19 protein-coding genes are annotated in these 19,056 nt (G+C 63.6%); 11 read left to right on the forward strand and 8 right to left on the reverse strand.

Going from position 1 to position 19,056, the window contains the following annotated elements; all coding sequences use genetic code 11:
- Window positions 1–177 precede the first annotated feature (177 nt).
- The 4 genes from K3557_RS04520 to K3557_RS04535 all read left to right on the forward strand — a co-directional run bounded on the left by K3557_RS04520 (window position 178) and on the right by K3557_RS04535 (window position 3,970).
- Entirely contained in the window at window positions 178–1,353 is a 1,176-nt protein-coding gene (locus tag K3557_RS04520; RefSeq protein WP_259997952.1) for an aspartate aminotransferase family protein, read from the forward strand.
- Window positions 1,354–1,430: 77 nt separating this feature from the next.
- Window positions 1,431–2,357, forward strand: coding sequence for an ornithine carbamoyltransferase (argF, locus tag K3557_RS04525; RefSeq protein WP_259997955.1), 927 nt, complete (start codon window positions 1,431–1,433; stop codon window positions 2,355–2,357).
- A 216-nt stretch (window positions 2,358–2,573) separates the two neighbouring features.
- Window positions 2,574–3,149, forward strand: coding sequence for an isochorismatase family protein (locus K3557_RS04530; protein ID WP_259997958.1), 576 nt, complete (start codon window positions 2,574–2,576; stop codon window positions 3,147–3,149).
- Between the two features lie 101 nt (window positions 3,150–3,250).
- Entirely contained in the window at window positions 3,251–3,970 is a 720-nt protein-coding gene (locus K3557_RS04535) for an SDR family NAD(P)-dependent oxidoreductase (RefSeq protein WP_259997959.1), read from the forward strand.
- Window positions 3,971–4,036: 66 nt separating this feature from the next.
- On the opposite strand, the gene K3557_RS04540 is transcribed toward K3557_RS04535, so the two are convergent.
- The 3 genes from K3557_RS04540 to hrpB all read right to left on the reverse strand — a co-directional run bounded on the left by K3557_RS04540 (window position 4,037) and on the right by hrpB (window position 8,820).
- A complete protein-coding gene (locus tag K3557_RS04540) occupies window positions 4,037–5,518 on the reverse strand; it encodes an inorganic phosphate transporter (RefSeq protein WP_129370266.1) in 1,482 nt (493 codons plus the stop codon).
- Between the two features lie 90 nt (window positions 5,519–5,608).
- The gene (locus K3557_RS04545) at window positions 5,609–6,067 is read right to left on the reverse strand and encodes an NUDIX hydrolase (RefSeq protein WP_259997961.1); all 459 of its coding nucleotides are present in this window, start codon (window positions 6,065–6,067) and stop codon (window positions 5,609–5,611) included.
- Between the two features lie 275 nt (window positions 6,068–6,342).
- Window positions 6,343–8,820: an ATP-dependent helicase HrpB gene (gene hrpB / locus K3557_RS04550; protein WP_259997963.1), complete on the reverse strand. Its 2,478-nt coding sequence runs from the start codon at window positions 8,818–8,820 to the stop codon at window positions 6,343–6,345.
- A 199-nt stretch (window positions 8,821–9,019) separates the two neighbouring features.
- Between hrpB and meaB the strand changes: the two genes are divergently transcribed.
- The 5 genes from meaB to K3557_RS04575 all read left to right on the forward strand — a co-directional run bounded on the left by meaB (window position 9,020) and on the right by K3557_RS04575 (window position 12,280).
- Window positions 9,020–9,997 carry a methylmalonyl Co-A mutase-associated GTPase MeaB gene (gene meaB, locus K3557_RS04555; protein ID WP_259997965.1) on the forward strand — a complete coding sequence of 326 codons (978 nt, stop codon included), beginning with the start codon at window positions 9,020–9,022 and terminating at the stop codon, window positions 9,995–9,997.
- Window positions 9,998–10,002: 5 nt separating this feature from the next.
- Window positions 10,003–10,806 carry an alpha/beta hydrolase gene (locus K3557_RS04560; RefSeq protein ID WP_259997967.1) on the forward strand — a complete coding sequence of 268 codons (804 nt, stop codon included), beginning with the start codon at window positions 10,003–10,005 and terminating at the stop codon, window positions 10,804–10,806.
- Window positions 10,807–10,956: 150 nt separating this feature from the next.
- The gene (rpmB, locus tag K3557_RS04565) at window positions 10,957–11,247 is read left to right on the forward strand and encodes a 50S ribosomal protein L28 (protein WP_129370271.1); all 291 of its coding nucleotides are present in this window, start codon (window positions 10,957–10,959) and stop codon (window positions 11,245–11,247) included.
- Window positions 11,248–11,400: 153 nt separating this feature from the next.
- A complete protein-coding gene (locus tag K3557_RS04570) occupies window positions 11,401–11,748 on the forward strand; it encodes a hypothetical protein (protein WP_259997968.1) in 348 nt (115 codons plus the stop codon).
- Window positions 11,749–11,803: 55 nt separating this feature from the next.
- A complete protein-coding gene (locus K3557_RS04575; RefSeq protein WP_259991043.1) occupies window positions 11,804–12,280 on the forward strand; it encodes a copper chaperone PCu(A)C in 477 nt (158 codons plus the stop codon).
- Between the two features lie 97 nt (window positions 12,281–12,377).
- Here K3557_RS04575 and K3557_RS04580 read toward each other — a convergent pair whose 3' ends face one another.
- The gene (locus tag K3557_RS04580) at window positions 12,378–13,076 is read right to left on the reverse strand and encodes an NAD-dependent deacylase (protein ID WP_259997969.1); all 699 of its coding nucleotides are present in this window, start codon (window positions 13,074–13,076) and stop codon (window positions 12,378–12,380) included.
- Between the two features lie 49 nt (window positions 13,077–13,125).
- On the opposite strand from K3557_RS04580, the gene K3557_RS04585 reads away from it, so the two are divergent.
- A complete protein-coding gene (locus tag K3557_RS04585; RefSeq protein WP_259997971.1) occupies window positions 13,126–13,563 on the forward strand; it encodes a low molecular weight protein-tyrosine-phosphatase in 438 nt (145 codons plus the stop codon).
- On the opposite strand, the gene K3557_RS04590 is transcribed toward K3557_RS04585, so the two are convergent.
- The 4 genes from K3557_RS04590 to K3557_RS04605 all read right to left on the reverse strand — a co-directional run bounded on the left by K3557_RS04590 (window position 13,564) and on the right by K3557_RS04605 (window position 16,683).
- A complete protein-coding gene (locus tag K3557_RS04590; protein WP_259991049.1) occupies window positions 13,564–14,529 on the reverse strand; it encodes a LysR family transcriptional regulator in 966 nt (321 codons plus the stop codon). It lies immediately after the preceding gene.
- A 180-nt stretch (window positions 14,530–14,709) separates the two neighbouring features.
- Window positions 14,710–15,021, reverse strand: coding sequence for a hypothetical protein (locus K3557_RS04595; protein ID WP_259997972.1), 312 nt, complete (start codon window positions 15,019–15,021; stop codon window positions 14,710–14,712).
- Between the two features lie 154 nt (window positions 15,022–15,175).
- The gene (locus K3557_RS04600) at window positions 15,176–15,358 is read right to left on the reverse strand and encodes a hypothetical protein (RefSeq protein WP_259997973.1); all 183 of its coding nucleotides are present in this window, start codon (window positions 15,356–15,358) and stop codon (window positions 15,176–15,178) included.
- 188 nt (window positions 15,359–15,546) lie between these two features.
- Entirely contained in the window at window positions 15,547–16,683 is a 1,137-nt protein-coding gene (locus K3557_RS04605) for a hypothetical protein (protein ID WP_259997974.1), read from the reverse strand.
- A gap of 268 nt (window positions 16,684–16,951) precedes the next feature.
- Between K3557_RS04605 and lepA the strand changes: the two genes are divergently transcribed.
- Window positions 16,952–18,751, forward strand: coding sequence for a translation elongation factor 4 (lepA, locus tag K3557_RS04610; protein WP_259997976.1), 1,800 nt, complete (start codon window positions 16,952–16,954; stop codon window positions 18,749–18,751).
- Window positions 18,752–19,056 lie beyond the last annotated feature (305 nt).

A 19,056-nucleotide genomic window follows, 5' to 3' on the forward strand; every position in this document is an offset into this window, starting at 1 on the left:
TGATCAAACGTGCAGATATCACCGTTTCGCGACGCCGACGCCGCCTGGCGTGACCGGCCCTTTGATCCGTTGTGCCCTTTCATGGGGCATCCCCTTCCAAAATCATTGACCCACCGTTGACCCAAGGCCCCAGCTGTTGCACAGCTTTGGCTTCAACCTTTGAAAAGGATGATCCTGATGATCCCGTCCGTTCTGCCGACCTACAACCGTGCACCGCTTGAGTTCGTCAAAGGCGAAGGCGCCTGGCTGACCACGGCGGACGGGCGACGCTTTCTGGATCTGGGCTCGGGCATTGCCGTGAATGCGCTGGGCCATGCCCATCCGGCGCTGGTGGAGGCGCTGACGACCCAGGCGCAAGCCTTATGGCATGTCTCCAACCTGTACCACATCCCGCAGCAGCAGGCGCTGGCGGACAAGCTGGTGGAGCATACCTTTGCCGATACCGTGTTCTTCACCAACTCCGGCACCGAGGCCTGCGAGCTGGCAGTGAAAATGGCGCGCAAGTATTTCTACGACAAGGGCCGGCCGGAGCGGGTGGAGATCATCACTTTTGACGGTTCCTTTCATGGCCGGTCCTCGGCCGGCATCGCCGCCGCAGGGTCTGAAAAAATGGTCAAGGGCTTTGGTCCGCTGCTGCCCGGATTTGTTCATCTGACCTTCGGCGATCTGGATGGCGTCACCAATGCCATTTCGGACAGCACTGCCGCGATCCTGATCGAGCCGGTGCAGGGCGAGGGCGGCATCCGTCCGGTGCCTGATGCCGAGCTGAAGGCGCTGCGCGCAATCTGTGATGAGCACGGCCTGCTGCTGATCCTGGATGAGGTGCAATGCGGGGTGGGGCGGACCGGCAAGCTGTTTGCCCATGAATGGGCAGGCATCACCCCCGACATCATGATGGTGGCCAAGGGCATCGGCGGCGGCTTCCCGCTGGGGGCGGTGCTCGCCACCGAAGACGCCGCCAGCGGCATGACTGCGGGCACCCATGGCTCCACCTATGGCGGCAACCCCTTGGGCTGCGCGGTGGGCTGCGCGGTGATGGATCATGTGGCTGACCCGGACTTCCTGGCTGAGGTGAACCGCAAGGCGGGCCTCATGCGGCAGAAGCTGGAGGGGCTTGTTGCCGATCATCCTGACGTCTTCGGGGAAGTCCGCGGTTCCGGCCTGATGCTGGGGCTCAAGTGCAAGGCGGTGAACGCGGATGTGGTCCAGGCCGGGTATGATAACGAACTGATCACCGTCCCCGCAGCGGACAACGTGATCCGCCTCCTGCCGCCGCTGACCCTCACTGACGAGGACATCGCCGAGGCCGTCAGCCGCCTGGAGAAAACCGCCGCCCAGGTTGCAGCCGCATAAACTTCCTCTTGCAGAAAATATCCCGGGGGTCCGGGGGCAGCGCCCCCGGGCCTTCGCCAGAATAAAGCGATACAGTCATGAACCATTTTCTCGACATTCACAAAACCGACCCCTCCGACCTGCGCGCAATCATCGATCAGGCCAAAACCACCAAGCAAGCGCGCCTTGGCCAGCCCAAGGCCGCCTTGGATGATGAGCTGCCGCTGAAGGACCGGATGGTGGCGCTGATCTTTGAAAAACCCTCGACCCGGACCCGGGTGTCCTTTGACGCCGGCGTGCGCCAGATGGGCGGCCAGACAATGGTGCTGTCGGGCAAGGACATGCAGCTGGGTCACGGCGAAACCATCGCCGACACTGCCCGTGTACTGTCGCGCTACGTCGACATGATCATGATCCGCACCTTTGACGAAACTGTGCTGACCGAGATGGCGGAATACTCGGACGTGCCGGTGATCAACGGCCTGACGGACCGCACCCACCCCTGCCAGATCATGGCAGACGTGCTGACCTATGAGGAGCACCGCGGGTCGATCAAGGGCAAGAAAGTTGTCTGGGCCGGCGACGGCAATAACGTCTGTGCCTCCTTCCTGCATGCCGCCGGGCAGTTCGGGTTCGACCTCACTTTCACCGGCCCGGCGCAACTGGATCCGGAGGAGGAATTCATCGGCCTGGCGCGCAAGGCGGGCTCCAAGGTGACCGTTGAGCGGGACGCGTTCAAAGCCGTTGAAGGGGCCGATCTTATTGTGGCCGATACCTGGGTATCGATGCATGACAGCCAGTCCTCCAAGGAGCGCCGCCACAACATGCTGCGCCCCTATCAGGTGAATGACGATCTGATGGCCGCTGCCAAACCTGACGCGCTGTTCATGCACTGCCTGCCAGCCCACCGCGAGGAAGAGGTGACAAGCGCCGTAATGGATGGGCCGCAATCGGTGATCTTTGACGAGGCGGAAAACCGGCTGCATGCGCAAAAGGCTGTCATGCGCTGGTGCATCGGCGGCTGACGTCTGCTGGTTTCGCGGAGCGCGGGCGCTCCCGCCTGCCGCGGTGCATTCAATAGAATGAACCTTGCCAGTTGGGCGTGGCGCCGGGCCAAAGGCCCGGCGCCACGCGCCTGACAGGACCGTTCGTTTTGACCTAAACGGAACGGGGGATTGCGCTGGCCTATTCCGTTCTGCTCTGCAATCCTCGCGCCTGTATTCAAGCGCGAGGGATTTTTCATGGATCAAAACACCGCTTTGCTGATTGTCGACATGCAGCAAGAGATGGCAAATGTGACCGCCTCCGGCCGCCAGCGGGCCAATCCGAAGGCCGAAGAGAAGATTGCCGGTCTGGCTGCCGCCTTCCGCGCAGCCGGCCGGCCGGTTGTGCATGTGATGCATGACGACCCGCGCCCCGAAAGCGGGTTTCGCCGCGATCTGCCCAGTGGCCAGCCTATGGAATGCGCCATGCCGGCGGACGGCGAGGCGGTGTTCTGGAAAACCGGCTCTTCCGGGTTTGTTGGCACCGGGCTGGAACAGCATCTGCGCTACTGCGGCATCTCCCGGCTGGTGATTGCAGGCGGGGTTGCGGCCTTCTGCGTCAACTCGACCGCCCGTTCCGCAGCCAACCTGGGGTTTGAAATCCAGGTTGTTGAGGATGCGCTGATCGCTTTCTCGCTGCCGGCACGCAATGGCGGCGAGCTGGACGCCGGGCAGGTGCTGGAGGTGACGCTGTCGGCGCTGCATGCCGGCTTTGGCACGGTGCTGCCAGCGTCGGAGGTTCTTGCGCAACTGCCGGCAGCCGCGCCCGCCTGACACATGTCCGTGAAGTGACGCGGTGATCCGCAGCTGCGGCCTCTTGCGCGCAGTCTGTGTTGACGCCAGCATCCTCCCGGACATGAACGGGAGGTCCAGCGATGGCAAACAAATTATCGAAACCGGCTGCATTGATTATCGGCGCAGGGACGGGACTGTCGGAGTCCTTTGCCCGGGCGATGTCCCGCGACGGCTACGAGCTGCATCTTGCAGCGCGCAACATAGCCAAGCTGGAGGCGCTCGCGTCGGAGACCGGCGCCAAGCTGCATCAGCTGGACGGCACGGACGCATTGGGTGTGGCTGCGCTGGTGGACGGCTTGCAGGGCGATCTGCGGGTCGCCTGCTACAATCCTTCCGCGCTGCAAAGGGGGGGCATCGCGGACCTTGATCCGGAAACTGTGCGGAAATCCGTGGAGATAACCGCTTTCGGCTCATTTCTGCTGGGGCAAGCCGCCGCCCGGCGGATGCTGGCCCAGCAGATGAGCAAGGGTTGCCGCGGCACCATTTTGTTCACCGGGGCTTCCGCCGGGGTAAAGGGATTTGCAAACTCGGCTGCATTTGCGATGGGGAAGTTCGCGCAGAGAGGGCTTGCACAGTCCATGGCGCGGGAATTGCATCCTAAAGGTATTCATGTGGCCTGGATCAATGTCGATGGTGCGATCCGTACCGCAGAACGGGAAGAAAAGGCTGCTGCGGAGGGGAAGACCGGCAGTATGCTTGATCCGGACGCGATTGCCCGGGAATACATGCATCTGATCAATCAGGACCGTACAGCCTGGAGCGACGAGCTGGTGCTGCGGCCTTGGGTCGAGACGTTCTGAACCGCGAAAAGAAAAGCCCCCGCAGCCGGCTGGCGCGGGGGCTTTTAAAGGCCGCGGCAGTGCGGATCAGCCGACGATGGCATTCAGCAGCAGGAAGATCACCGCTGACAGCAGCGCGGCAGCGGGCACGGTAATCACCCAGGCGGCCACAATGGTCATAAAGTGGCTGCGGCGCACCAGTTTGCGGCGGCGGCGTTCTTCGGGGGCGATGCGCTTTGCTGCCGGGCGCCCTTCGACGGTTTTCTTCAGGCGGCGCTCCATGTGCCATTCGCGGAAGAACCCGACGCCGAATACAGCCCCCACCGCGATATGGGTGGAGGAGACCGGCAGGCCCAGCCAGCTGGCCACAATCACGGTGATGGCAGCGGACAGCGACACGCAGAAGGCGCGCATCGGGTTCAGCTTGGTGATCTGGCTGCCGACCATGCGGATCAGCTTGGGGCCGAACAGGAACAGGCCGAACGAAATGCCGAAGGCGCCGATCACCATCACCCATGTGGGAATAGTGACCTTGGAGGCGAAGTCGCCGAACTCGGTTGCATGCACGATGGCCGCCAGCGGACCGACCGCATTGGCGACATCATTGGCGCCATGGGCAAAGGACAGAAGCGCGGCGGAAATCACCAGCGGCAGGCCGAAAAGCGCCTTCAGTGACTTGTTGCGGTTTTCCATGCCCTCGGACTGGCGCTTGATCAGCGGCGCGGTGATGACATAAGACAGCGCCCCGGCGCCTGCACCGATCAGCAGTGCGGTCTGCAGGTCGATCTTGACGATCCGCTTCAGGCCCTTCAGCGCCAGATAGGCGGCAAAGGCGCCTGCCATGATGCCCACCAGTACCGGCACCCAGCGGCGGGCTGCGGCGATTTTGTCGTCCTGGTAGATGATCTTGGCCTTGATGAAGGCCAGGAACAGCGCGGCAACCACCCCGCCCAAAACGGGCGAAATCACCCAGCTGGCGGCGATCTTGCCCATGGTGGGCCAATTCACCGCGGCAATGCCTGCGGCAGCCACACCGGCGCCCAGCACGCCGCCAACCACCGAATGGGTGGTGGAGACCGGCGCGCCGACCCAGGTGGCCAGGTTCACCCACAGCGCCGAGGAAATGAGGGCTGCCATCATCGCCCAGATGAACACGCTGCTGCTGGAAACCGCAGCGGGGTCGATGATGCCCTTGGAGATGGTTGAAACCACGTCGCCGCCCGCCAGCAGCGCACCGGCGCTTTCGGCAATGGCGGCAATCACAATGGCGCCGCCCATGGTCAGCGCATTGGCGCCGACCGCCGGCCCCATGTTGTTGGCAACGTCATTGGCGCCGATATTGATCGCCATATAGGCGCCGAATGCGGCGGCGGCGATCACCACCATATTCATCGCCGAGCCGCCGAAGAACACGCCGGCCGCCAGGCCGGCCACTACGATAAAGGCCAGTGCGATACCAGGCCCCACCAGAGGCCGGGAGGCATAAGCTGTCGCCAGTTCGAGCTGGGAGATCCTGTTCAGATCCTTGTCCAGCGTGTTCCATTGCGTGCGCTGATCTTGATCGCTCATCGTCGCATTCCTGATTCCGGGGTCTGCGCACGCGCCTAACGCTGCTCCGGTCACGGATCAAGCGTTAGACATGAAAATGTCACATAACTTTTACAATTGACGCAAAAGCTCCTGCAACTGCGGCTCCTGCACCAGCGTTGCGGCCTGTTCCGGGCGCATCCATTGGCGGTTGCGCTCAGCGGATTCAGGGTAGTCGTCGGTCAGCTGCTCCACCTCGGCGGAGAAAATCAGCGTCGTCACCGGTTCCTCGGTGCCGTTGTCGTGGTATTTGGTGTAGTTGTACTCACCGATCGGCTTTGGCGAGATGCGGGCCTCGCGGACACCAGCTTCTTCCCAGGCTTCCTGCAGGGCGGAATCCGGTCCGTCCTTGCCCTCGACCGGCCAGCCTTTGGGCAGGATCCAGCGGCCGGTGCCACGGCTGGTGATCATCAGCACTTCTTTGCCGTCCTCGCTGGTGCGGCAGCACAGCGCGGCGACTTGCAGGCGGTTTGGTCGTTTCAGCATCGGCTTGAGAATTTCTTCCCAGGCGCGGATCAGAGTGCTTGTCATATCTGCTCAGCCTTTGTGGTTGGGTTGGTCCCGTGTTTTGTGTGGAATTGTGGGAAAGTAAGCCTGAATGCCCGGAGTTTCAAGGCCGCGGCCTGAGATATGCCGCCGGGGGCGGCGCGCAGGCCGCCGCATTTATGCACCATTAATGCACCGTTTGCGTTCGCCGCGAAGCGTCGGGGGGCCGCCGCTTCGGGTGGCGGGCAGCCCCGGACAGGCAGGGCTCCCGCCGCCAGCCGTTGGGCCGGGCAGCGCGCCTTGCGGCGCGCTGCGGGTGGCTATTTGCGCCGTTTTGCCCGCAATGTCGGGTCTTCCTGTGTGGGGTCCTCGGGCCAGGGGTGCCTGGGGTATTGCGCGCGCATGTCCTTGCGGACGTCCGCGTATGACCCCGCCCAAAAGCCTGGCAGGTCGCGGGTGATTTGAATCGGGCGCTGTGCCGGCGACAAAAGGGCTATCTTCAGCGGCACGCCGCCCACGCATGGGTGGCGGCTGACGCCGAACAGCTCCTGCAGACGGACGGAGATTTCCGGCACCTCACCGTCATAACTGATCGGGATCTTGCGCCCCAGCGGCGTGATGAAACTGCCCGGCGCCTCGCGGTCCAGAAGCTGCGTCTGCTCCCAGTTGAGGGCGGCGCGCAGCGCGGGCAGCAGGTCGAAACGTTTCCAGTCCCCGGCTGATTTCACGCCGTCCAGCATCGGCAGCAGCCAGTCTTCCAGCGTGTCCGTCAGGCCGGGGAGGGTGAAATCCGGCAAATCATGTCCTTCGCCGCGCACCAGCTCCACCCGCGCCGCCAGCCGTGCCGCAGCCCCTGACAGCCGCAGGCCGAGGTCGCGCACGCCGTCCAGCATCGCCCGCGCCACCGCGTCCGGCGGCACGTCCTTCCAGATCCGGTCATCCAGCACGACGGCACCCAGCCGCTCCTGCTGGCGGGCCGCCACCCGGCGGTCACGCTTGGACCACTCGCACATGTCATCCCAAGCGATCTGATCCGCAAACAGCTCGCGGATTTCGCTTTGGGAGATCTGCGCCGCCATCCGGATCCTCGCCTCACGCGGGTTGCCGTCGGTGTCCAGCGCCACGATGAAAGGCGCCCCCGCCAGCGTGTCGCTGCTTTCCAGCACCGCGCCCTTGCCGCCGGACAGTACAAACCGCGGCGCGTCGCCCTTGCGCCGCTGTCCGATGCGGTCGGGATAGGCCAGCGCGGCCATCGCTGCCGGGGACAGCGTGCCAGTACCCCTAACAGTACCTGTGCCGCGCCCGGCCTGCCGTTCCAGCCGCCTAGCCTCGCTATTGATCCGTTCCACCACCGGGCGGTTCAGCTGATAGGGGCGGGAGCGTTCAAACCCCTTGGGGTCCTTTATCGCCTTCAGCCGCAATGACAGATCGGCAGGGGCCCCGCGCAGCGGGTCGCGCTCGCCCAAGAGGGCTGCCAGCGGCGCCGCAGCCGGGCCGGCGGTCAGCAGCATATGGCCAAGGCGGGGATGCAGCGGCAGGGATGAGAGCGCCTTGCCGTGTTTAGTGATCCGCCCCTGCGCAGTCAACGCGCCCAGCATCTGCAGCAGCGCTTGCGCTTCGCTCAGCGCGCCGGCAGGCGGCGGGCTGAGGAACGAAAGATCCTCCGGTGCTGCGCCCCACAATGCCAGTTCCAGCGCCAGATCCGTAAGGTCGGCGCTTTCAATCTCGGCCGGGGCGAAACCCATCAGCGCGCCTTCCTCGCCCTTGGTCCACAGCCGGTAGCAGACGCCCTTGGCCACCCGGCCTGCACGGCCTTGGCGCTGGGTGGCCTCGGCGCGGGTGGCTTTCTCGGTGACCAGCCGCGACATGCCGGAGCCGGAATCAAACCGCGCCCGCCTGGACTGCCCCATATCCACCACCACCCGGATGTCCTGAATGGTCAGCGAGGTTTCGGCAATCGAGGTTGCCAGCACTACCTTGCGCCCGCCCTTTTCGGGCTGAATGGCGGCGCGCTGCTCGGCAAAGGGCAGGGCGCCGAACAGCGGGCGGATATGGCAATGGCCGGGCAGGCGTTTGGCCAAGGCACCGGCAGCGCGGCGGATTTCGCCCTCACCCGGCAGAAACACCAGAATGCCGCCGCCCTGATCCTTGTCTGCGCTGCGGGTGTCCCTTTCCGCCTGCACCACCAGATCCGCCAGTGCATCGCCGCGCCGGGCCTGGGCAGGCAGGGGGCGCTCCAGCCAGCGCGTCTCCACCGGATAGCTGCGCCCCTCGGAGGTAACCATCGGCGCCTCCATCAGCGCCGCCACCGGTTCCGCGTCCAGCGTTGCCGACATCGCCATCAGGATCAGGTCATCGCGCAGCGCCCCGGCCACTTCGAGACACAGGGCAAGCCCCAGGTCGGCGTTCAGGGAGCGTTCGTGGAATTCGTCAAAGATCACAGCGCCGACGCCCGGCAGGTCCGGGTCCGACTGCAGCATCCGGGTCAGGATGCCCTCGGTCACCACCTCGATCCGGGTGGACTTCGAGACCTTGGCATCGCCGCGCACCCTATAGCCGACGGTCTGGCCGGGTTTCTCGCCCAGCGTTTCCGCCATCCGCTCGGCGGCGGCGCGGGCGGCCAGGCGGCGGGGTTCCAGCATCACAATGCTGCCCTGGGTCAGGCCCGCCTCCAGCATCGCCAGCGGCACCCGTGTGGTCTTGCCCGCACCGGGCGGCGCCTGCAGCACAGCACGGCGATGGCCGCGCAGGGCGTCCAGCAGTTCGGGGAGGGCGTCTTCGATCGGCAATCTGGTCATGCCGCCTTATCGCCAAAGCCGGCGGTCAGGTCCAGCGGCCAGTCTGCCGGGGCAGAGCTTGCGCAAACCGGATCAAGCGCGGCGGATTTGCCGCCTTTTCTGCGGCATCGGCTGATGTAGGTTGCGCGGCAAACGGCAGGGACTGGACTTTGCAGCCACGCTTGCGCCAAGGTCCGCCCATCACGACAGGAAGACACGCATGGATACCGAACAGCTGAAGCAGAAGATCCTGGCCGGCGACCGCCGGGCCCTGGCCCGCGCCATCACCCTGGTGGAAAGCGGCCGCGACGATCACCGAACCAAGGCGCAGGTACTGCTGTCGGAGCTGGCAAAACACAAACGCCAGTCGCTGCGCATCGGCCTGTCGGGCACACCGGGGGTGGGTAAGTCCACCTTCATCGAAAGCTTCGGCATGATGCTGACAGCGCTGGGTCTGCGCGTCGCGGTGCTGGCGGTGGACCCCAGCTCGGCGCGCTCCGGCGGTTCAATCCTGGGCGACAAGACCCGGATGGAGCGCCTTAGCCGCGACAAGAACGCTTTTATCCGCCCGTCCCCCAGCCAGACCCACCTGGGCGGCGTCGCCCGCCGCTCGCGCGAGGCGGTGGCCCTGTGCGAGGCGGCAGGGTTTGATGTGGTGCTGGTTGAAACCGTCGGCGTCGGCCAGTCGGAAACCGTGGTGGCCGAGATGTCGGACCTGTTCCTGCTTCTGCTGGCACCCGCCGGCGGCGATGAGCTGCAGGGCGTGAAGCGCGGTATCATGGAAATGGCCGACCTCATCCTGGTGAACAAGGCAGACGGCCCTCTGAAACCCGTCGCCACCCGCACCTGCGCTGACTACGCGGGTGCCCTGCGTCTGTTGCGCAAGCGCCCGCAGGACCCCGAGGGCTTCCCCAAGGTGCTGATGGTCTCGGCAGTCGAGGAACACGGGCTGGAGCAAGCCTGGGAAGAGATGCAGGCGCTGACCGCCTGGCGCCGCGACAACGGCCATTGGGAGCGGCGGCGCGCAGATCAATCCTGCTACTGGTTCGATCAGGAAGTGCGCCAGGCATTGCTGGCGCGGCTGCATACCGCCAGTGCCCAATCCGCCATGACAGAACTGTCCGGCCAGGTGGCCAAGGGTGCGCTGACCCCGGCGGCGGCGGCGCAGCAGATGCTGCAGGACCATCTGAAGGGCTGACCGCCATGCAGGAGATCCGGGTCTTTGACGGAGAAAAGCTGCGCGCCTCGCTGTTCAACGCGGGGGCAAAGCGCCTGTTTGCGACCTTCCGCCAGCGGGTTGCTGTGGCGGGCGAATTCGAAGACCGCGGCCCGGTGAAAAACATGACCCGGCACGGTTATGCGCATCTGCATATCCAATGCCGCAACAATGATTGGTATGTGAACAGCGAAACCCAGGCGCTGTCGCGCAGCCTGAAAGACCTGACCAAAGGCTATAGGGACGCGGCGGCCATGGGGTTTTCCATGGGCGGCTACGGGGCGCTGCGGTTTTCTTCGGCGCTGAACCTGAAGCGGCTGATCGCCGTCTCGCCGCAATACACCATTGCGCAAGGTGCGGTGCCGCATGACCGCCGCCGCAAGGAAGCGGCCGCTTTCGATGAAGCGCTGGGCGACCTGATCCGTTATGGCCGCCATGGCGTGCAGGGGGTGGTGCTGTTCGATCCGTTCCGCAAGATGGACCTGAACCACGCGCTGTACATACAGGCGGTGTTTCCAGACCTGCAGCTGTGCCGCCTGTCCTGCGGCGGCCACCCGGCCAGCCAGGTGATCCGCGAGGGCGGCAGTTTCTGGGATCTGCAGTCCATGCTGCACACGGGGCCGCTGACTGCGGCGCGGGTTCTGGGCCTGCACAGAGAGCGGCGCAGGCGCTCGCAGACCTATTGGCAGCGCCTGGCGCGGGTTGCGCGCCAGCGCGGCAGGCCGCAGCTTGGCGCCGCTGCGGACGCCCGGCTTGAAAGGCTTGCAGCCGAACAGGAAAACGGGCAGTAAGCGCCTCAAGAAAGCTGAGTTGAATCACTTGACGCTGTTGCTGGTTGATCGTATGAGCAGCGGACCAGTTTTCGGGCGCAGCCAATGGCAGCGCCCCTTGTGATTTGGTCCGGATCTGCTCCGGACCTCCGAAAAACGAAGGATGATGATATGTCGCGCCGTTGCGAACTGACCGGAAAAGGCCCGATGACTGGCAACAATGTCAGCCACGCGAAAAACAGAACCCGCCGCCGGTTTCTGCCGAACCTGAATGATGTGACCCTGCAGTCCGAGACCCTGGGCCGCGGCGTCAAGCTGAAGATCTCCGCAGCAGCCCTGCGCTCGGTTGATCACCGTGGCGGTCTGGACGCATTCCTGGCAAAAGCCAAGAACGAAGAGCTGTCCGACACCGCCCTGAAAGTGAAAAAAGAGATCGCCAAGGCACAAGCCGCCGAGGCCTGATAGGTCTGGCTTGGCCGAACTGGCCTGATCCTTTCACCGGATTACAGTTACAGGCACCGCGCCGGGGAAACCCGGCGCGGTGTTTGCGTTTGCGCAATCTGCCGCGGTGATGGCTCTTGCGGCGGCGGCACAGGGCGGGCATATCTGCCTGTGATGAAACACATTCTGCGCCTTAACCTTGGCCTGTTCCTGGCCCTTGCGGTTGCCCTGACAGGCCATAGCGCTGCTGCACGGCAGGGTGCGCGCGATGCGGCCGGGCAGATGGTGATCTGCACAGGTCTGGGGCCGGAAGTTATCTATGTGGACAGCGAAGGCCAACCGGTCCAGCCGCCGCACAGCTGCCCCGATTGCGTGATGCATCTGCTGGACGCCGTGGCGCCGCCTGCCACGCTGCCGGTTCCCGGGCAGTCAGCGGGCCGTGTGCACGCGGTTTCGCATAAGGCCGCCATTGGCAGCTATTTCAAACCAAGGGCCACCGCGCGTTCGCCGCCTGCGGCCTGATTGCAGACAAACCCATTACCCCAAAATTCAATCGTTTCTTATGAGGAGGCATAAAATGTCCCTGAAATCTGTATTCCTTGCCGCCGCTGCAGCAGCCGCTTTGGCCGGATCCGCTTATGCAGACGGCGCCCACAAGATCATGGTCCATGACCAATACGCGCGTGTGTCCTCGCCCACCGCCAAGGCCGGTGCTGCTTTCATGGCGATCATGAACCAGACCCATGCCGATGACCGGCTGATCGATGTCCGCTCGGATGTGGCCGCCAGGGTGCAGCTGCACACCCACAAGGAAGGTGATGACGGCGTCATGAAGATGATGCATGTCGAAGAAGGCTTTGCCATTGCCGAGGGCGATACCCATATGCTGAAGCGCGGCGGCGATCACATCATGTTCATGGGACTGAACCAGGCGCTGAACCACGGCGATGTGGTGAAAGTCACGCTGGTGTTCGAAAACGCCGGCGAGGTCGAAATCGAAGTGCCTGTGGATCTGGAGCGCAAGGCAGAAGGCCACGGCGGCCACTCTAACTGAACCCGGGCACAGGCAGGGCGGGCGCGGCGTCAGGCTGCGCTGCAGCCCTCCTTCGCGCCCAAAGCCCGCCGGATGGCGGGCTTTTTGCCGTTTGGGGCTAGCCGAGCTGCTCTGCGACCCAGACTGGAACGGTTTCGCTGGCCGGACCAAAGCGACGCTCGGCAAAGCGGGAGGCGGCGGAGGACGGCTCCAGGTTCAGCTCCACCGTATGGGCACCCGCCAGATGCGCCTCATCGACAAATGCGGCAGCCGGGTAGACTTCGCTCGAGGTGCCGATGGCGGCAAAGATATCTGCCTGCGCCAGATGGGCATAGATCGCCTCCATAAAATGGGGGATCTCGCCGAACCAGACCACATCCGGACGGCCGCCAGGCGCCTTGCAGGCGGGGCAGGGCGTGCCTGTGTGCATCTGCAGCGGCGCAGGCCAGCGGTGGCCGCAATCAGCGCAAAGCGCCCCTGCAAGCGTGCCGTGCATATGCAGCACCTCCGCCGCGCCGCCGGCCTCGTGCAGCCCGTCCACGTTCTGGGTGATAATGACCACCTCGCCCGGGTGGACCCTTTGCAGCCCTGCAAGCGCCCGATGCGCCGCATTGGGCCGGGCCTTAGCCGCCTGGGCGCGGCGGGCGTTGTAAAAGCGATGTACCAGATCCGGGTTGCGGGAAAAGCCTTCGGGCGTTGCCACATCTTCGATCCGGTGCTGCGCCCACAGGCCCCCTTCGTCGCGGAATGTACCCAGCCCGCTTTCGGCGGAAATCCCGGCGCCGGTCAGAATGACAATCTTCGCGCTCTTTCCCATCACCGCGGAACCTCCTATCACTGACCCTATTCACAGGAGCCTTAGACGCATGCCTACCCGTATTCTGTTTGTCTGCCTAGGAAACATCTGCCGCTCTCCGGCCGCCGAGGGCGTGTTCCGCGCGCTCAGCCCCGGAGCTGAGACCGACAGCGCCGGCACCGCGTCCTATCACGCAGGCGAGCCGCCTTACGGCCCGATGCAGGCAGCAGCGCGGGCACGGGGGCTGGATATCTCGGACTTGCGGGCGCGGCAGTTCCGCCGCGATGATTTCGCAGACTTCGACCTGATTATCGCAATGGACGCCAGCAATCTGGACAACATCGAGGCGTTGCGCCCAGCAGGCAATGGTACCCCCGTGCGCCTGTTCACAGCTTACGCACCCGAAACCGGCGCGGACCATGTGCCCGATCCCTATTACACCCGCGATTTCGATGGTTGCCTGGATCTGATCGAGGCCGCCGCCAAAGGGCTGAAAGCGGCCCTGTAGTTATGCCCCGATCACCCGGAACCCGCCCGCCAGAAACGGCAGCTGCTGCACCGCCGGGTCGATCATCTGGGTCTGCACCAGGCGGCGCAGGGTCTCTGCCACGTCGCGCGGCACCCGGTCCGCCCAATCGGCGGCCGTGAACAGCGAGATTGTCCGCGACATCTCGCCAAAGGGCAGCGGGAAGGCATCGATCTGATCGTGGAACCGTGCTGCCCGCATATATCCCAGCGGCGTGGTCACCGCCCAGCCGATCCGCCGCGCCACCATCGCCATCAGCGCCAGATGCGAGCCGACCTCGAACCGGTCCTCAAACTCCAGCTTCTGGCGCACCAGCAGCCCCTCGATCTGCTGCGAGATCAGCTGCTCGCGCGCGTAGCGCAGGAACGGCAAATCCTGCAGCTGCTCCGCCGCCTGTGCCGCATCGGACAAGGCGCCGCGCGGCGCCACCAGAATGAAGGGATCGCGCACCAGCGGGTATTCCACCAGCCCCTCATGCAGCCCGCCGGCGGTGGCGGCAACGGCGATATGCAGCTCGCGGGCCTCAATTGCCTGCACAATGTCATGGCTGGAGGCGGTGATCATCTTGAACCGGCACTGGGTCAGGCTGTCCGCTAGAATAGTAGCCAGCCGCGGGGTCAGGTCATTGTCGAAATCATCGATCAGACCGATTGACAGCGCTTGCAAATGGCTGAGATCCATCACCGTCAGCTCGCTTTGCGCCAGCCGCAGCTCCGACAAGACCGCCTCGGTCCGGGCCAGGAAACTGCGCCCGGCGGCGGTGAGCACCATCGGGCGGCGGCCATGGTCGATCAGCTCGCTGTCCAGTGCCTTTTCCAAGTTGCGCATCTGCTGGCTGACGGCGGGCTGGCTGAGGCCGGTCATCTCTGCCGCCTGCGCCACCGATCCGGTCTTGGCCAATGCCTCGAACACTTCCAGCCCGCGCAGGGTAACACCTTTGATCAACATGCAATCGCTCCAATACCTTACGCCGTTTGTTCCGCGTTGCAGCAGCCCGGTCAAGGGGGGCAAAGGTACTGCCTTTCCCCCTTGCGAAAATGCCGCAGCGCAGATGTATCAAAACGGGCAAAGGCACCCGTGGGGTGCCTTTGCTTGGCCGTGCGGCTTGGGGAAATGACGAAGGCAGGCTCAGCCGCAGTTGCGCGCCGCATGATCGCCAAAGGCCTTGTAGCGCAGCCACAGCCGTTCGTCCGTGCGGTTGGAGGACTGGCGCACCACCTGGGCCTGGTGCGGGTCGGAAAACCATTTCGACACGGTCTTGCGCTCGGCCCGCGTCAGGCTGCGGTTGGCCACCTTCTGAATGCAGTTGCACAAGCCGGGCGAAGCTGCGGTGCGGTCCGACTGGCGGCAGGCGCGTTCAATCGCGCCAGCCTCGGCCTTTGAAGGGGTAAATGCTGCAAGAAACCCGGCGCAAAGCGCGGCGGTCAGGAAAAATTTCATCTGGCTCGTGCCCCGTTTTTTGGCAAGCGGATCTGACGCCCGCGGAATTGCCCGCAGTATGCCAAAAGCCAAGGCGCGTTTCAATCGTGGTAAACGGGGTGCTGAAAGGTTCGGAGCGCCGTTGTTTGCGGCGCCCCGGTCTTATGTCCTGTCTTCAGGCCTGGTTCGGCCCGCGCAGGGCGCGGATTGCCTGGCGCACGGCTTTCCAGTCCGCCGCCTCGCCGTCCTTGCCGGCATCTTCGCAGGCGCGCATCTTCTGCGCCGCTTCCAGCTCTGCCTTGTCGCCATGCGCGCTGTAGAGCGCGCGGGCATATTCGGTCGCTTTGATTGCATCCATGCGGGTCGTCCTCCTTTGCTGTGTTTCCCGCCAGAGGGGCGCGCGTTTCGCGGAATGAGACGAGTATAGCGCATTTAGCCGCCGCGCGCAGGGAGCAGGGAGAATTTGAGGCGTTTGGGCGGGGAGGGGAGGGATGTGCCCGCGCCTTCCCGTTTTGCCGGAGGCAAACCTGCCGTTTGACGGGAAGGTCAGGCGCGGCCCGGCCTTGCGGCCGGGCGGAGCGATTTCTCAACCTGTGTCTGCGGCAGCCCCTCCCGCATCAAAAGACCGCGGATTTGCTCTTTTCTTTCGATCAGGCTTTCATAGCGTTTGCGCAGGTCGGCATCTTCTCCGCTCAGCATCCAAAGCCCGCCAGCAAGACTGCCCCACAGCGCTGTTTGGGCAAGCAGATGCAAAATGCCCTTGTGCTCTGACTTGGGCAGGCTTGCGATTACGGCCTCAAGCCCGGAGATTTTGCCCTCCAGCTCAGCGACCTTGGCATTGAGGCGGCCAACCTCAGCTCTCAGTTGATCTTCCGTTTCGCTCGCAATGGTTTCACTGCTCGGAGCATTCTGGATGGCGGAGGTTACTGCCAGCAGCAAGGCCGGCAAAGCCGTGAGCGGTTCCAAGGCATCAGGAAGCGCATTGGCGCCGGTTTCTGCGTGGAAGCGGTCAATGCTGTGAATGACCTGCGCGGCCAGCCCTTGCAGGCTTGCGGAGGAGATGATCCGGTTTTCGATCAAGTGGCTCACGGACTTCGGTTCGTGTTTGGGAAAGCGTTCCTTGCCTGCTCGCGGTGCGCTGAACTCAGCCCTGATGCGTTCGATTTCGGCGGCGACGGCTTCGGGGCCTGCGTCCCAGACCGCATCGTCAATCAGGGAAATCCGGCGCTGGAGGTCCCAGTCGAGCGGTTTGCCGCTAACAATTCCCCAATACCAATCGTGCCAGAAAGGCGTGTTGAGGAAATCAAGGCCAGCCTCTTCCTCTGAGTTTACTAATGGTAACCCTGGGCCAGTGAAAGAGCGATCCATTGAAGGATGTTCAGTCAGTTCGGGCCATAGTCGTTTAGAAAAATCGAGGTAGCCAGGGTCAGAAGAAGCGGCAACTTCCATAGCCATCATTTGATGAGCTGATGTAAGGAAGCCAGTTCTCTCTGGGTTCTCTCTTTCATACTTCGCCACAGCATCCATAGCGTCGGCAAGACATAGTTCCATGCATTCTTCGATGGAGTGCTGGACTGAAACAACTGAACTTCGTGCTGCGTTCTTAGCGCTGATTGAAATATCGAACCTTGCACCTTCGCCGGGTAGGCTGAGTTTCTCTAAGCTATCTATTTGAGTTGCCACAGGACCCATCTTTGCGGCCACACATTGAAGCAGACTTGCCCGGTATAGGTTAAGTAAATGCTTGGATGTGATCCGAGGTTCACTAGCTCGATCTTGTTTGGGGCGCGAAAAGATGCAGGGCATGGCCCTTACAAAAGTACGTGCGGCAACGTATCGTCGGTGCCAGTCGGGGAGGTCCAAAGCGCGGTCGATTGCTTCATTCGGTGACGCCGGAATGTCCACTCAATTCTCCTTGACCAATCCCCGAATCCAAATCATATCCCCTTGCATGACAGAGCTCTCAAAGATCCGCAATTTCTCCATCGTCGCCCACATCGACCATGGCAAATCCACCCTCGCTGACCGGCTCATCCAGGAGACCGGCACGGTGAAGGACCGCGATATGAAGGAACAGCTGCTCGACTCGATGGATATCGAGCGCGAGCGCGGGATCACCATCAAGGCCAACACCGTCCGTATCGACTACAAGGCCGATGACGGCGAGACATATGTGCTGAACCTGATCGACACCCCCGGCCACGTCGATTTCGCCTATGAGGTCTCCCGCTCGATGCGCGCGGTCGAAGGCTCGCTTCTGGTGGTCGACAGCTCGCAAGGGGTCGAGGCGCAGACGCTGGCCAATGTCTATCACGCGCTGGACGCCGACCATGAAATCGTGCCGGTGCTGAACAAGATCGACCTGCCGGCCTCTGACTGTGACCGCGTCGCCGAACAGATCGAGGATGTGATCGGCATCGATGCCTCCGAGGCGATCCGGGTCTCTGCCAAAACCGGGCAGGGCATCCGCGAGACGCTGGAGGCCATTGTCCAGCACCTCCCCGCGCCGACCGGCACCCGTGACGCCCCCCTGAAGGCGATGCTGGTGGACAGCTGGTATGATGCCTATCTCGGCGTGATCGTTCTGGTCCGGATTATGGACGGCGTGCTGAAAAAGGGCATGCGGGTGAAGTTCATGTCGAACAACACCCTGCACCATGTGGACCGCATCGGCGTGTTCCGCCCGGCCATGCAGGTGGTGGACCAGCTGGAACCGGGCGAGATCGGCTTCCTCACGGCATCCATCAAACAGGTGCGCGACACCCGCGTCGGCGACACCATAACCAATGACCGCAACGGCACCGAGGTCGCCCTGCCGGGCTTCAAACCTGCGCAGCCCGTGGTGTTCTGTGGTCTCTTCCCGGTGGACTCGGCCGAATTTGAAGACCTGCGCGACGCCATCGACAAGCTGGCCCTGAACGACGCCTCCTTCAGCTTCGAGATGGAAACCTCCGCAGCACTTGGCTTTGGCTTCCGTTGCGGCTTCCTGGGTCTGTTGCACCTCGAAGTGATCCGCGACCGGATTGAACGCGAATACAACATCGAGCTGATCACCACCGCGCCCAGCGTGATCTACCACGTCTACATGAAAGACGGCGAGAAGACCGACCTGCACAACCCCGCCGACATGCCCGACATGTCCAAGGTCGACCACATCCAGGAGCCGCGCATCAAGGCGACGATCCTGGTGCCCGACGACTATCTGGGCGACGTTCTGAAACTGTGCCAGGAGCGCCGCGGCATTCAGGAGGACCTGACCTACGCCGGCTCCCGCGCCATGGTGGTCTATGACCTGCCGCTGAACGAGGTGGTGTTCGACTTTTATGACCGCCTGAAATCGGTGACCAAGGGCTATGCCTCTTTTGACTACCAGATGACCGGCTACCGCGAGGATGCGCTGGTCAAGATGTCGGTGCTGGTCAACGACGAGCCGGTGGACGCGCTGTCGATGATGGTGCACCGCGACCGGGCTGAGATGCGCGGTCGTGCGATGTGCGAAAAGCTGAAAGAGCTGATCCCGCGCCACATGTTCAAGATCCCGATCCAGGCGGCCATCGGCGGCAAGGTGATCGCGCGCGAGACCCTGTCGGCGCTGCGCAAGGACGTGACCGCCAAATGCTACGGCGGCGACGCGACGCGTAAGCGCAAGCTGTTGGACAAGCAGAAAGCGGGCAAGAAGAAGATGCGCCAGTTCGGCAAGGTGGACATCCCGCAAGAGGCGTTTATTTCCGCCTTGAAAATGGACAGCTGAAGCTGGCCATTTTCAAGGCGCGCGGGCGAAAGCGGTTGGCGCAGCCTATTGCGTGCCCGCCCCGGACTGTTCTGCGGTGACAACGCTACATTTCTAAACAAAGCAACACGGGGCCACAGCCCCGTTTTTCGTATCCACGACCCCCAAGAGCCCCGCCCAGCCGAAAGACCGGGCAGCGCCCGACCCTCCCCACGGGAGGGCGCTTCGCACCCACCCAGGGCCGGGCGCTGCCCTCCGCGTTCAGATCGAATCTTACCGAATTCGGGTATTCGGCCGGCCAGTACTGACTGCACCAGCTTGACCGC

The organism is Leisingera sp. M523 (assembly GCF_025141335.1).
Taxonomy (GTDB): domain Bacteria; phylum Pseudomonadota; class Alphaproteobacteria; order Rhodobacterales; family Rhodobacteraceae; genus Leisingera.

Bases quoted from the DNA above. Each gene is read 5' to 3' on its own strand.
- K3557_RS04575 (WP_259991043.1), top strand. From the start codon at position 11,804: ATGTCCCTGAAATCTGTATTCCTTGCCGCCGCTGCAGCAGCCGCTTTG.
- K3557_RS04535 (WP_259997959.1), top strand. From the start codon at position 3,251: ATGGCAAACAAATTATCGAAACCGGCTGCATTGATTATCGGCGCAGGG.
- K3557_RS04520 (WP_259997952.1), top strand. From the start codon at position 178: ATGATCCCGTCCGTTCTGCCGACCTACAACCGTGCACCGCTTGAGTTC.
- K3557_RS04590 (WP_259991049.1), bottom strand. From the start codon at position 14,529: ATGTTGATCAAAGGTGTTACCCTGCGCGGGCTGGAAGTGTTCGAGGCA.
- K3557_RS04600 (WP_259997973.1), bottom strand. From the start codon at position 15,358: ATGGATGCAATCAAAGCGACCGAATATGCCCGCGCGCTCTACAGCGCG.
- K3557_RS04560 (WP_259997967.1), top strand. From the start codon at position 10,003: ATGCAGGAGATCCGGGTCTTTGACGGAGAAAAGCTGCGCGCCTCGCTG.
- argF (WP_259997955.1), top strand. From the start codon at position 1,431: ATGAACCATTTTCTCGACATTCACAAAACCGACCCCTCCGACCTGCGC.
- K3557_RS04545 (WP_259997961.1), bottom strand. From the start codon at position 6,067: ATGACAAGCACTCTGATCCGCGCCTGGGAAGAAATTCTCAAGCCGATG.
- K3557_RS04540 (WP_129370266.1), bottom strand. From the start codon at position 5,518: ATGAGCGATCAAGATCAGCGCACGCAATGGAACACGCTGGACAAGGAT.
- K3557_RS04580 (WP_259997969.1), bottom strand. From the start codon at position 13,076: ATGGGAAAGAGCGCGAAGATTGTCATTCTGACCGGCGCCGGGATTTCC.
- K3557_RS04570 (WP_259997968.1), top strand. From the start codon at position 11,401: ATGAAACACATTCTGCGCCTTAACCTTGGCCTGTTCCTGGCCCTTGCG.
- K3557_RS04585 (WP_259997971.1), top strand. From the start codon at position 13,126: ATGCCTACCCGTATTCTGTTTGTCTGCCTAGGAAACATCTGCCGCTCT.
- rpmB (WP_129370271.1), top strand. From the start codon at position 10,957: ATGTCGCGCCGTTGCGAACTGACCGGAAAAGGCCCGATGACTGGCAAC.
- K3557_RS04595 (WP_259997972.1), bottom strand. From the start codon at position 15,021: ATGAAATTTTTCCTGACCGCCGCGCTTTGCGCCGGGTTTCTTGCAGCA.
- lepA (WP_259997976.1), top strand. From the start codon at position 16,952: ATGACAGAGCTCTCAAAGATCCGCAATTTCTCCATCGTCGCCCACATC.
- hrpB (WP_259997963.1), bottom strand. From the start codon at position 8,820: ATGACCAGATTGCCGATCGAAGACGCCCTCCCCGAACTGCTGGACGCC.
- meaB (WP_259997965.1), top strand. From the start codon at position 9,020: ATGGATACCGAACAGCTGAAGCAGAAGATCCTGGCCGGCGACCGCCGG.
- K3557_RS04530 (WP_259997958.1), top strand. From the start codon at position 2,574: ATGGATCAAAACACCGCTTTGCTGATTGTCGACATGCAGCAAGAGATG.